Origin of the sequence: Roseomonas sp. FDAARGOS_362 (assembly GCF_002754815.1) — a bacterium.
GTDB lineage: Bacteria > Pseudomonadota > Alphaproteobacteria > Acetobacterales > Acetobacteraceae > Roseomonas > Roseomonas mucosa.
Map to the genome: position 1 here is coordinate 1,940,242 of NZ_CP024588.1, position 12,339 is coordinate 1,952,580.

Here is a 12,339-nt window from a genome sequence, read left to right on the forward strand (position 1 = left end):
ACACTTTCCCTCGCCACGGATGGTGGCACTCTGGCGCCCCCGAACCGCCGCCGGAGTGCCCTGCCTTGTCCGCCAACCCCACCGCCTGCCTCCTGATCATCGGCAACGAGGTGCTTTCGGGCCGCACCCGGGACGCCAACCTGCAGTTCCTCGCCACCCGGCTGGGAGAGATCGGCATCCCGCTGCGCGAGGTACGGGTGATCCCCGACGTGCCGGAGGTCATCGTCGAGACGGTGAACGCGGTCCGCCCGCGCTTCGACCATGTCTTCACCACCGGCGGCATCGGGCCGACCCATGACGACATCACCGCCGAATGCATCGCCCGCGCCTTCGGCGTGCCGTGGGAAAAGCACCCGGAGGCCATGGCCTTGCTCACCGCCCATTACGAGAAGCAGGGCACCGAGTTCAACGCGGCCCGGCAGCGCATGGCGACCATCCCGCGCGGCTCCGCGCTGATCCCCAACCCCGTCTCCGTGGCGCCGGGCTTCACCATCGGCAACGTGCACGTCATGGCTGGCGTGCCCCGGATCATGCAGGCGATGTTCGAGGCCCTGGCCCCCGGCCTGATCGGCGGCCGTCCGGTCCTCTCGCGCAGTGTGCATGCCGACGGGATCTACGAAGGGCAGATCGCGGAAGGCCTGGGGGCGATCCAGGCGTGCCATCCCGCGCTGGATATCGGCTCCTATCCCTATTACCGCCCCGACCGGAGCGGCGTGGCCCTGGTCGCCAAGGGTCTGGAGGAGGCCGAGGTCGTGGCGGCCGCGGCGGAGATGGCGGCGCTGATCCGGCAGGTCGGAAAGGAGCCGCTCGAAGGGGAGCCCGGCTGAGGCACCCGCCGGCCGTGCCTTGATTCCGGGCGAAGGTTAACAACCCAAAAGAGTAATCCTTGTGTTTAGGCGACTTTGCGTTGCATATGCTCTCTCATTACCACCACATGGGCCCGTGCGCGTGTGGAACCCACGAGGAATGGCCCCTGCCTGAGAACGGAGCCCCACCGGCCTGCCCGGAACCGGGATACCGGCCGGACCGGGCCCTTCCCGCGGGATGCGTGCCCGGGCCGGGGCCTGCCTTCCGAGGCGGGCCGGGGTTCCAGAAGGGGATAAGCCGCGATGCAAGAAGCCGTCCTGCACCACACCGCCGGAACCGCGGACACCTCCGCCGTGGAGCCCGCGCATGACCCGCAGGCCCTGCGTGCCCTGAGCCAGCAGGCCCTGGCGGCGGGCCGGCTGGAGGAGGCCCGGCAATGGGCCGAACAGGCCCGCGCCGCGGCGCCCGAGCACGACCTGCACACGGCCCTGCACCTCGCCGCCGTGATGCACCGGCAACAGGATCTGGCGGGCGCCGAGGCGGTCTTCCGCGCCCTCCTGCCGCACCATCCGAAGCACCCGGCCCCCGCCCAGCGCCTCAGCGGCCTGCTGCTGCAACAGGGCCGGGTCGAGGAAGCCTACCGCCTCGCCCGCCAGGCCCGCGACCTGGCGCCACAGGACCTGGGCGCCGCCCTGAACCTCGCCCGCGCCGCCACCCAGGCGGATGACCCGGGCGAGGCCGAGCAGGTGCTGGAGGAGATCCTCGTCCGTGACCCGGGCAACCGGGCGGCCCTGCACCAGCTCACGGACCTGGCGCTGCGCCAGTCCCGCCGCTCGGAGGCCCGGCAATGGGCGGAACGCGCCGTCGCGGCCGCGCCGGAGGATATCGGCACGATCCTGAAGCTCGCCCAGGTCCTGCAGGCGCAGAACGACCTGGACGGCGCGAAGCAGCGCGTCGAGGCCGCGCTGGCCCTGGCGCCGCAGGACCTGAACGTTCTGCGCCGGCTCTGCGACATCGCGATCCGCCAGAACGACCTGCCCGCCGCCCGCGACTACATGGAACGCGTCCTGCAACAGGCGGAACAGGACACCAACGCCCATCTGCGGCTGGTGGAAATCCTCCTGCGCAGCCGGGACTTCGCCGCCGCCCAGAAGGCGGTGACGCGGATGCAGGCGGTCTTCGCGCCCGAAACCCTCGCCCCCGCGCCGGCCCCCGCCCTGCCGCAGCCGGCCCGGCCTCAGAACCCGAACCAGAAGAAGAAGCGCCGCCGCTAAGGCACCCGGCCCTTCGCGGGTCGCGGTTCCGCTTCGGGCCACCCCGGGGAGAGAGGCGCCGCCTCTCCCGCCGGCCCCCTCTCCGCCAGGGACCGAAGCCGGTCCCCGGGCTTGAGTTGGCGCCTGCGGTGGACGTTGTTCCGCGGCCTGATCCCTGAGAGCAGGTGGGAAGGCGGGGCTACCGAGAAGAAGTAAACACCATCTCCGCGCTGACGGCACAGGCAGTCCGCCGGAGAGCCATGCTCTCCGGCGCGATCCGGCATCGGCAAGCACCAGCGAAGGGGAGGTCCAGGACCCTCAGGGTCCTGGCGGAGTGGGGGGTTTGGGGACTAGGCGGAGCCTTGCCCCCAAGGCGCGCCCCTTTATCGTTCAGCGCAGCACCGTGCCGCGAGCCGGACGGCGGTATGCCCCCGCAGCACCCGGGGGCTGGGCATCACCAGCAGGCAGTCGTCATGGGGGGTGCGGATCTCCTCCTCCCCGTCGAGGGCGATCAGCGTGTTCCGGCGCGGGATGACCGTGCCGCCGCGGAAGCTCTCGGTGAAGGCGAAGCCATGCCGCCGCGCCGTCACCGTGCGGGTCACGCGCCAGAGCGAGGCGTCCGGAGCCGGTCCGGACAGCACCGTGCCGGGCATGGCCGGCTCCAGCAGGCCGAGGCGCCGCAGCAGGGCGCGCCCGCAGCGGTCCAGCAGTTCCGGCGTCCCCGGCTCCCAGTGCGCGCCGCCTTCCACCAGCAGCCCGCAGGCGCTGGAGGCAGGGTCGCGGAAGCGCGGATAGTCGATCAGCCGCAGCCCGTCCGCATGCCCGTCATCGGCCACCACCACCGGCGGCGTGCCCAGCGCCAGCGCCAGCGCCTGCGCCCGGACGGAACGCCCGACCAGCAGCAGCGGATCGGAGGGCCAGAGCATCGAGTGCAGGTCGAGCAGCACGTCGGCGCTCGCCACCAGCGGCCGCAGCTCCCGCGCCCGGGCAAGTTCCAGCGAGGTGCGGGGCCCGTCCAGCACATGCGGCGCCCAGACCCGGTTGAGATCCTCCTCCACGAAGCGCGACATGGTGGGATCCTCCGGATCGAACCGGGCAAAGGCGTCGAGATTCGCGAAGACCAGGCTCAGCCGCCCGATGCGGGGCCGCAGCCCCTGCCGCAGCCATTCCGCCAGCACGATGGCCCCGGCGATCTCGTTGCCATGGACCAGGGCGGTGACCACCACATGCGGCCCCGGCCGCGCCGCGCCAAAGGACCAGGCGCCCGGCAGCAGGTTGCCCGCCAGGAACGGGGCGAGGTCCGGCACCGGCAGCCGCACCGGAAAACGCGCAAGCAGGCCTCTCAGCCCGATCTGCATTCTCCCCTCGCCCCCTCCCTCAGCCGCGCCCGCGCGCCTGCGTCACGAGGCGCCGCAGCGTCGCCAGGTCCACCGCCCCCGGCACCAGCGTGTCGCCGATCACCAGCGCCGGCGTGCCCTCGATCGACAGGGCCTGGGCCAGCCGCAGGTTCTGCTGCAGCCGCGCCTCGATGGCCGGGTCGTCCATGTCGCGCCGCATCCGCGCCCAATCGAGGCCGAGCTTCTGCGCCTCCGCCTGCAGCACCGCCTCGGTCGGCTCCGCACGAAGCTGCATCAGCCGGTCGTAGAGCGGCACGAACTTCTCCTGCCGCTGCGCCGCCAGCAGGGCGCGGGAGGCCAGCACGCTGTTCGGACCCAGAATCGGGATCGCCTTCATCACCACGCGCAGCTTGCCGTCCTGCGACAGCAGCTCCTGCATGGTCGGTGCCAGCGCCTTGCAATAGCCGCAACGGGGATCGAAGAACTCCACCACCGTCAGGTCCCCGGCCGGGTTGCCCTTCACCGGATCGGCCGGATCGCGCAGCAGGGCCGCCGCCTGGGCCTGGATGGCATCGCGGCGGCCACGCTCCTGCTCCGCCTGTTGCGACTGCTGCATGGCCGCCACGGCATCGCGCAGGATGGTCGGGTCGGTGCGCAACGCCTCGCGCAGGATGCGCACGATCTCCTCGCGCTGTGCCGGGGTGAAGGGCGCCTCCTCCGCCCGCGCGGCCGCGAAGGGTGGCAGGGGCGCGGCCACAAGGCCGGAAAGGGCCAGGAACAGGCCGGCGGCGATCCGTGTCCGCATGAATCATGTCCTTCCGAGACGCGCGTCGCGCGGTTCCGATCCGGGCAGGTGCCATCCCCGGGGCCCACCCGGCAAGCCGGGCCCGCCACCCCACGGCCCGATCCATCATCCGGCCCAATGGCCGAACCCGTGACCCTTGGCCGCACATCGTCCGGGGAATCGGCGGCCACGGCAAGCGCGCCCGCGCGCGACATGTCGATTCAGCAACGGGATCTGCCCGGTTGCCGCTGGATGGGAAGGCGTTTAAGGCGCCATTCGTGTTCCAGGGGCGCGGCGGCCCTCCGCGGGCATGGGAAGCCGCGGCGGTGGCATCCGGAAAGCCCTGGAGGAGGCCCCCGGCTTCCCCCTATGGGGTGGCCGGTGGCCTCCGCCATTGCCACAGCCCACCCGTCGAGCCGGCGGGCCGAACCGGTCAGGGAGATTGGACAGCAGCATGGTCACGGCGGTGCAGAACGAGGCCGGTACGGGCCGGACGGATGACGCCCAGCCCCGTTGGGCCCAGCCCCGCCGGCAGGCCGGGCGGCCGGAGGGCGGGCGCCGGATGCGCGGCCTTGGCCAAGACTCCATGGACCGGGGCTCCAAGGGTGGCACCCGGGGTGCCTCCCCCGCCCGGGCGCTGTGCCTGGGCCTCGCCGCCAGCCTGGCCCTGTCCGGCTGCTCAACCGTCGACCGGGTCAGCCAGAGCCTGGGCCTGACCGGCGGGGCGCAGCCCGGCGACCCGGGCTACGTCAGCGGCTTCCTCGGCGGCGCGGCGGCGGACGACCCGCGCGCGGTGCTGGTGGCGCGCGACGTCCTTTCGCGCGGCGGCTCGGCCGCCGATGCCGCCACGGCGGCGGCGCTGGTGATGGCCGTCACCCTGCCTTCCCGCGCCGGCCTCGGCGGTGGCGGCGCCTGCCTGTCCTTCGACCCGCGCCGGGGCACCACCGACGCCATCACCTTCCCCGCCGAGGCCCCCGGCCACGCCAGCCCCGGCGCCGACCGCCCGGCGGCGGTGCCGCTGATGGCCCGCGGCCTCTACGCGCTGCAGGCCCGGGCCGGACGGCGGCCCTTCGAGGAGCTGGTGGCCCCCGCCGAGACCCTGGCCCGCTTCGGCGCCCAGGTCTCCCGCCCGCTGGCCACGGACTTCGCCACGGTGGGCGCGCCGCTGCTGGCCGATCCGCGCGCCGGGGCGGTGTTCCGCGGCGTCACCGCCGAGGGCTCGCAGCTCGTCCAGCCGGAACTCGCCAACACCCTTTCCCGCCTCCGCACCGCCGGCGTGGGCGACCTCTATCTCGGCGCCATGGCGCGCCAGCTCGCCGACGGCTCCATGCCGGCCGGCGGCGGCCTCCGCGTGGAGGACCTGCGCGACGCCATCCCGCGCCTGCAACAGCCCCTCACCGTGCGGGCCGGCAGCGACCTCGCCGCCTTCGCCCCCCTCGCCAGCACCGGCGGCGTGGCGGCGGCCGTCACCTTCCAGGCCCTGCGCAACGGCGAAGCGCCCGCCACGGCCCAGGCGCGCGGCCTCGCCGCGGCCAGCGCCGCCCGGGGCGGCGCCGATCCCGCCGCGCTGCTGGCCAATCCGCCTGCCCCGGCCGGAAACGCCGCGCCCCTGCCCGCCTCCTCCTCGCTGGTGGTGGTGGACCGCGACGGCGGCGCTGTCAGCTGCAACTTCAGCATGAACAACCTCTTCGGCACCGGCCGCATGGTGCCGGGCATGGGCTTCCTGCTCGCCGCCGCGCCACGGCCGGGCGGCATCACGCCGCCGCTGCTTTCCCCGGTGCTGGTCAGCAACGCCAACATCAAGGCCTTCCGCTATGCCGGCGCCGGTTCGGGCCAGGAAGACGCGCCCCTGGCCGCCGCCTTGCCGGCGGCGCAGGCGCTCGCCCGGCGCGGCAGCCTGGCCGAGGCCCTGGCCGCGGTACCGGAACCCGGGCGCGGCGCGGCGCTCGCCTGCCCCGACTACCTGCCCGGCAATGTCGCCACCTGCCAGGCGGCGGTGGACCCGCGCGGCGGCGGCCTCGCCCTCATGGGCCGGGGGAACTGACGGCATGACCCAGGGGCATCGGAAGCCGCGGCCGGGGCCCGGCCTCAAGGTGGGGCGCGGCGCCGACGCACCGCCCTTCCTGGTCATGGACGTGATCGCGGCGGCCAATGCCCGCGCCGCCGCCCTGCCCCCGGGCGCGCCGGGCGTGCTCCGCATGGAGGTCGGCCAGCCCGGCACCGGCGCCCCGCGCGGCGCCGCCGAGGCCGTGGCGAAGGCGCTGCTGGCCAGTGAGCCCATGGGCTACACGGAGGCCTTCGGCCTGCGCCCCCTGCGCGAGCGCATCGCGCTCCGCTACGCCCGCCACTATGGCCAGCCCGTGCCGGTGGACCGCATCGCCGTCACGGTGGGCGCCTCGGGCGCCTTCCCGCTGGCCTTCCTCGCCGCCTTCGACCCGGGCGACACGGTGGCCATGGCGGCGCCCTACTACCCGCCCTACGCCAATATCCTCACCGCGCTGGGGATGCGCCCCCTGACGCTGCCCTGCGACGCCTCGACCCGCTTCCAGCCCACCGTGGCGATGCTGGAGAAGCTGGACCCGCGCCCCGCCGGCCTGATCGTCGCCTCCCCCTGCAACCCCGCCGGCACCATGCTCGCACCCGCCGAGCTCGCCGCCATCGCCCGCTGGTGCCACGCGAACGGGGTGCGCCTCATCTCCGACGAGATCTACCACGGCCTCAGCTATGGCGTGGAGGAAGCCACGGCGGCCGCCTTCAGCCCCAGCGCCGTGGTGATCAACAGCTTCAGCAAGTACTTCTCCATGACCGGCTGGCGCATCGGCTGGATGCTGCTGCCGGAGGACCTGCTCCGCCCGGTGGAATGCCTGGCGCAGAACATGTTCATCTCCGCCCCGCACATCGCCCAGCTCGCCGCCCAGGCCGCGATGGACTGCACGGAGGAGCTGGAGGCCAACCGCGCCGCCTATGCCCGCAGCCGCGACATCCTGCTGCGCGCCCTGCCGGGCATCGGCCTCGACCGCATCGCCCAGGCGGACGGCGCCTTCTACCTCTGGTGCGATGTCGGCCACCTGACCAACGACAGCGTGGCCTTCTGCGCCGCCATGCTGGCCGAGGCCGGCATCGCCGCCACCCCCGGCGTGGATTTCGACCCGGCCCGCGGCCACCGCTTCCTGCGCTTCTCCTATTGCGGGCCGGAAGCCGACATGGCGGCGGCACCGGAACGCCTGGCCCGCTGGCTCGGGCGCGGCGGCTGATCCCTCACGCCGCCCGCGATGCCATCTCCGGCAGGAATGGGTCCGCCACCGGGTCATGGGTGCAGATGACCTGGACCTCGTCCGAATGCCCGCGCAGCAGCGCCCGAAGCGCCGCCTGGGACGCCGCGGCGATGCGCCCGCTCCGCTGCATCATCGTCTCATAGGCCAGGGCGAAAGGCGGGCAGCGCGGCGCAGCCCGCAATTCGCGCAGGTTGAACACCGCATCGCCCGCATGCAGCAACCAGCCCGCCCCGGTCCGGACCGCGACGCCGCAATGCCCCGCCGTGTGGCCGGGCAGCGGCACCAGCACGAAGCCGGGCGGCAGCCCCTCGCGAAACGCCGCGAAGCCGAACCAGTTCTGGCCGAGCCGGTCGTGCTCCCGCATGTCGCGCCGAAGCTGTCCGGGCCGGTAGCGCATCGCCCCCGTCAGCCCCCGCCGCGCACGCGCATCCCGCGCCTCCCGCCCCGACACATGCACCGTCGCCCAGGGAAAATCCGTGAGTCCGCCCGCATGGTCGTAGTCGAGATGCGTCATCACGATATGGCGCACATCCTTGGGGTCGAAACCCAGGGTCCGGACCTGGACGATCGCCGTATCCTCCGGCGCGACCCGGACCCGCGTGGCATGGCGCGCGACGCCTGGCAGGCGCGCCTCCGGGTCGAAGACATCCCCCATGCCGAAGCCGGTATCCACCAGCACCAGCCCATCCTCCGATTCGGCGAGAAGGCAGCGGCAGGTCAGGCTCGACGGCCCCATGCCGGGCGTCAGCCCATCCCATAGCCCGCCCCCGAAGGGACGCATGCAGCCGCAGTGGAGGGTGTGAATACGCATGACCGGATGAACGCCGGCGCATGCGCCTTGTTGCGGCGGAACCTCCGCCCCCCCTCCCTCGCATCTCCCCTAGTAGCGCGCGATCAGCACGACCCCGCCGATCATCAGCGCGCAGCCCAGCACCCGCAGCAGGCTCAGGGAGCGCACCTCGAAGCCGACAAGGCCGAAATGGTCGAGCAGCACGGAGGTCACCACCGCCGCGGTCAGGGTGAGGGCGGTGTAGGGACCGGCACCCAGCTTCTGCGCCGAGGTCAGCGTCACCAGCACATAGACCGCCCCGAGCAGGCCGCCGATCCAGCCCCACCAGGGCACCTGCCCCGCCCGCCCGCCCAGGTCCCGCCACGACAGCCCGAGAAAGGGCGAGGCCAGCAGCGCCCCCGCGACGCCGCCCGCATAGACCGCCAGCGCGGCCAGGACCGGCTGGCCCAGCACCTTGTTGAGCGTCGCGTTGGTGCCGGACTGGACCGTGTTCAGCGCACCGGCCAGCAGGGCCAACCCCCAGAGAATCCAAGGCATGGCTGCTCCTTCTCCTGCGCCGGATGGCGCGGCGGCCGCCGGACCGATCCCGGCGAAGGGCGGCGACATGCGAGGTCAACCGATCCGCTCACCTCGCGTTGCACTCCCGTCGGGGCATCCGGGGGCATCACGACCAGTTGCGAGTCCGCTCGCTTGGCCACTCCCTCGGGGGCTGCGATGACCGTCTCCTCCCGCCAGAACCGGCCGCCGGGCCCACAGCCCGGAGACCGGCCAACGGAACGCGCCCAGGACCATGAACATCCACGAGACCTCCCCCGAGACCTCGCATGACGTCGCCCTGGCCGGCCGCTCCATGCCGCCCCTCTACTACCTCCACCCCCTGATGCTTGGCCCCCTGCGCGGCTGGGGGCCGGAACTGGCCCGCATCGCCGGGCTGGGCTTTGGCGGCGTGGCCATCCCGCCGGTCTTCGCCACCGGCGCCTCCGGCAACCTGTTTCACGTTTCCGACCACAACCGCCCGCACCCGCTGCTGGAGGCCGGGGAGGACGGCACCGAGGCGCTGTCCCGCATCGCCGCCGCCTGCCGCGCGGAGGGGCTGGCCCTTTGCCTCGACCTCATTCCCGAACGGGTCGCCGAGGACAGCACCCTGCGCGCGCAGCATCCCGGCTGGTTCGCCGATCCGGCCGGGCGGCGCCCCGATCCGCGCACCGATCCCGCCCTGCGCGGCTCCGTCCGCGGCGACCTGCGGCAGGAAGGCCTCGCCACTTGGTGGGCGGAGCGCCTGCGCCTCTGGACCCAGGCCGGCGTGTCGGGCTTCCGCTGCGAGGAACCGGAGGAAATCCCGCCCGAGGCTTGGCGCCGCCTGATCGCCGCCGCCCCCGGCGCCCGCTTCATCGCCTGGACCACCGGCCTGCCCCGCGACGTCCTGCCGCGCCTCGCCGGGCTGGGCTTCGCCGCCACCGCCAGCTCCGCCGCCTGGTGGGACTACCGCTCCCCCTGGCTCTTCGAGGAGCGCGACGCCCTCGCCGTCATCGCCCCGCCCCTGGCCTTCCCGGAGGCCCCCTTCGGCACCCGCGTGGCGGTGGACCGGCACGACCCCGCCTTGCGCGAACGCATCGCCCGCCGCGCCCTGGCCTTCGCGGCCGGCTTCGGCGACGGGCTGCTGGTGCCCATGGGCTTCGAAGCCGGCGCCCGCACGCCACTCGACCCCGCCCATGTCCGGGCCGGGGACTGGGCCTGGCTGCGCGACAACGCGCCCTATGACCTTTCCGCCGCGCTCCGCGAGGCGACCGCCCTGGCCCGCCGCCTCGCGCCCATGGCCGGGGGCGAGACCCGCTCCGTCGCCGCACCGGGCGCCCCGGTGGCGGCGGTGCTGCGCCTCGACGGCCGCGACGCGCGGGCCGCCGGGGCGGCGGCGCTGATCCTCGCCAACCCGGACGTGCGGAACAGCCGCGACCTGATGCCGGAGACAGTGCTGCCGGAACTGGGCGGCATGCTGGGCGGCTTCGCCGTGCCCGGCGGTTCTTCCACCCAGGCGCTGGTGCCCGGCACGCCGCTGCGGCTGGAGCCCGGCGGGGTGCTCGCCGCCACGGCGAAGCGCGGCCGGCCGATCCTGCGCGACGCCTCCGAACTGCCGGCGGAGGAGGCGGTGGAAAGCCCCCGCATCGCCATCGAGGCGATCACCCCCGCCGTGGATGACGGCCGCTTCCCTGCCAAACGCATCGTCGGCGAGGTGGTGGCCGTGGAGGCCGACATCTTCACCGACGGCCACGGCAAGCTGAACGCCGCCCTGCTCTGGCGCGCCGCCGACGAGACGGAATGGCGCGAGGCGCCGATGACGCTGGTTAGCAACGACCGCTGGTCGGCCACCTTCCCGCTGGAACGCCTGGGCCGCCACGTCTTCGCCGTGGAAGGCTGGATCGACGTCTTCGCCGCCTTCCGCGACGAGCTGGGCAAGAAGCACACGGCCGGCGTGCCGGTGCATCTGGAGCTGGAGGAAGGCCGCCGGCTGGTCGCCGCCGCCGCCGACCGCGCCGGCTCCGACATCCCGGGCCTCGCCGCCCGCCTGCTGGACGCGGCGGATGCGGAACGCCTCGCCCTGCTTCTCGCCCCCGACACGGCGGCGATGATGGCCAGCGCCGACGACCGCCCGCACCGCCTCCGCTCCGCGCCGATGCCCGTGGAGGCCGAGCGCACCGCCGCCCGCTTCGCGAGCTGGTACGAGATCTTCCCGCGCTCGCAGAGCGGCGATCCGAAGCGTCACGGCACCTTCGACGACGTGATCGGCCAGCTTTCGCGCATCCGCGCCATGGGCTTCGACGTGCTCTACTTCCCGCCGATCCACCCGATCGGCCGGAAGAACCGCAAGGGCCGCAACAACACCCTCACCCCCGGCCCAGACGATCCCGGCAGCCCCTATGCCATCGGCTCCGAGGATGGCGGCCACGAGGCGCTGCACCCCGAGCTCGGCTCGCTGGAGGATTTCGAGCGCCTGCGCCAGGCCGCGGCGGACCAAGGGCTGGAACTGGCGATGGACTTCGCCATCCAGTGCTCCCCCGACCATCCCTGGCTGCGCGAGCATCCGGAATGGTTCGACTGGCGCCCCGACGGCACCATCAAGTACGCCGAGAACCCGCCCAAGAAGTACGAGGACATCGTCAACGTCGATTTCTACGCCGAGGGCGCGATGCCCTCGCTCTGGATCGCGCTGCGGGACTCGGTGCTGTTCTGGGCGGAGCGCGGCATCCGCACCTTCCGCGTGGACAACCCGCACACCAAGCCTCTGCCCTTCTGGGAATGGATGATCGCGGAGGTGAAGGCCCGTTTCCCCGACACGATCTTCCTCTCCGAGGCCTTCACCCGCCCCAAGGTGATGTACCGGCTGGCCAAGGTCGGCTACTCGCAGAGCTACACCTACTTCACCTGGCGCAACACCAAGGCCGAGATGCAGGAATACCTGACGGAGCTGACGACGACGGCGCCGAAGGAGTTCTTCCGGCCGCATTTCTTCGTCAACACGCCGGACATCAACCCGAAGTTCCTCCAGACCAGCAGCCGCCCCGGCCACCTGATCCGCGCCGCGCTGGCCGCCACGCTCTCGGGGCTCTGGGGCGTCTACAACGGCTTCGAGCTCTGCGAGGCCACGCCCGTCGCCCCGGGCAAGGAGGAATACCTCGACAGCGAGAAGTACGAGATCCGCGCCTGGGACCACGACCGCCCCGGCAACATCGTCGCCGAGATCACCCGGCTGAACGCCATCCGCCGCGAGAACCCGGCGCTGCACAGCCACCTGGGCGTCACCTTCCACAACGCCTTCAACGACAGCATCCTCTATTTCGGCAAGGCGACGCCGGACCGCTCGAACTGCCTGCTGGTCGCGGTGAGCATGGACCCCTTCAACGCGCAGGAGGCCAGTTTCGAGGTGCCTCTCTGGGAATGGGGCCTGCCCGACCATGCCTCGATCGAGGCGGAGGACCTGATGCGCGGCAACCGCCTCACCTTCGCCGGCAAGATGCAGCACCTGCGCCTCGATCCCGCCGACCTGCCCTTCGCCATCTGGCGCCTGCGCCCCACCGGTACGCCCTTCGGGGCTTGA

The 12,339-nt window shown here is 73.2% G+C and carries 9 protein-coding genes; 5 read left to right on the forward strand and 4 right to left on the reverse strand.

Annotation, left to right across the window (positions count from 1 at the left end):
* Positions 1-65 precede the first annotated feature (65 nt).
* Together CTJ15_RS13850 and CTJ15_RS13855 are read left to right on the forward strand one after the other, a co-directional pair.
* Positions 66-827 carry a competence/damage-inducible protein A gene (locus CTJ15_RS13850; RefSeq protein WP_058390106.1) on the forward strand — a complete coding sequence of 254 codons (762 nt, stop codon included), beginning with the start codon at positions 66-68 and terminating at the stop codon, positions 825-827.
* 282 nt (positions 828-1,109) lie between these two features.
* Positions 1,110-2,081: a lipopolysaccharide assembly protein LapB gene (locus CTJ15_RS13855; protein ID WP_058390107.1), complete on the forward strand. Its 972-nt coding sequence runs from the start codon at positions 1,110-1,112 to the stop codon at positions 2,079-2,081.
* A 362-nt stretch (positions 2,082-2,443) separates the two neighbouring features.
* Here CTJ15_RS13855 and CTJ15_RS13860 read toward each other — a convergent pair whose 3' ends face one another.
* Both CTJ15_RS13860 and CTJ15_RS13865 read right to left on the reverse strand, forming a co-directional pair.
* Positions 2,444-3,418 (reverse strand): succinylglutamate desuccinylase/aspartoacylase family protein, encoded by a 975-nt coding sequence (locus tag CTJ15_RS13860; RefSeq protein WP_058390616.1) that lies wholly within the window; start codon positions 3,416-3,418, stop codon positions 2,444-2,446.
* 19 nt (positions 3,419-3,437) lie between these two features.
* Positions 3,438-4,202 carry a DsbA family protein gene (locus CTJ15_RS13865; RefSeq protein WP_058390617.1) on the reverse strand — a complete coding sequence of 255 codons (765 nt, stop codon included), beginning with the start codon at positions 4,200-4,202 and terminating at the stop codon, positions 3,438-3,440.
* A gap of 421 nt (positions 4,203-4,623) precedes the next feature.
* Here CTJ15_RS13865 and CTJ15_RS13870 point away from each other — a divergent pair, with 421 nt between their 5' ends.
* Both CTJ15_RS13870 and CTJ15_RS13875 read left to right on the forward strand, forming a co-directional pair.
* A complete protein-coding gene (locus tag CTJ15_RS13870) occupies positions 4,624-6,225 on the forward strand; it encodes a gamma-glutamyltransferase (RefSeq protein WP_171982317.1) in 1,602 nt (533 codons plus the stop codon).
* A 4-nt stretch (positions 6,226-6,229) separates the two neighbouring features.
* A complete protein-coding gene (locus CTJ15_RS13875) occupies positions 6,230-7,435 on the forward strand; it encodes a pyridoxal phosphate-dependent aminotransferase (protein WP_058390619.1) in 1,206 nt (401 codons plus the stop codon).
* A gap of 4 nt (positions 7,436-7,439) precedes the next feature.
* Here CTJ15_RS13875 and CTJ15_RS13880 read toward each other — a convergent pair whose 3' ends face one another.
* Positions 7,440-8,267 (reverse strand): MBL fold metallo-hydrolase, encoded by an 828-nt coding sequence (locus tag CTJ15_RS13880; RefSeq protein WP_058390620.1) that lies wholly within the window; start codon positions 8,265-8,267, stop codon positions 7,440-7,442.
* A 69-nt stretch (positions 8,268-8,336) separates the two neighbouring features.
* Positions 8,337-8,783: a DMT family transporter gene (locus tag CTJ15_RS13885; RefSeq protein ID WP_099781633.1), complete on the reverse strand. Its 447-nt coding sequence runs from the start codon at positions 8,781-8,783 to the stop codon at positions 8,337-8,339.
* A gap of 253 nt (positions 8,784-9,036) precedes the next feature.
* Between CTJ15_RS13885 and CTJ15_RS25145 the strand changes: the two genes are divergently transcribed.
* Complete coding sequence (locus tag CTJ15_RS25145) at positions 9,037-12,339, forward strand: maltotransferase domain-containing protein (protein ID WP_099781634.1); 3,303 nt, start codon at positions 9,037-9,039, stop codon at positions 12,337-12,339.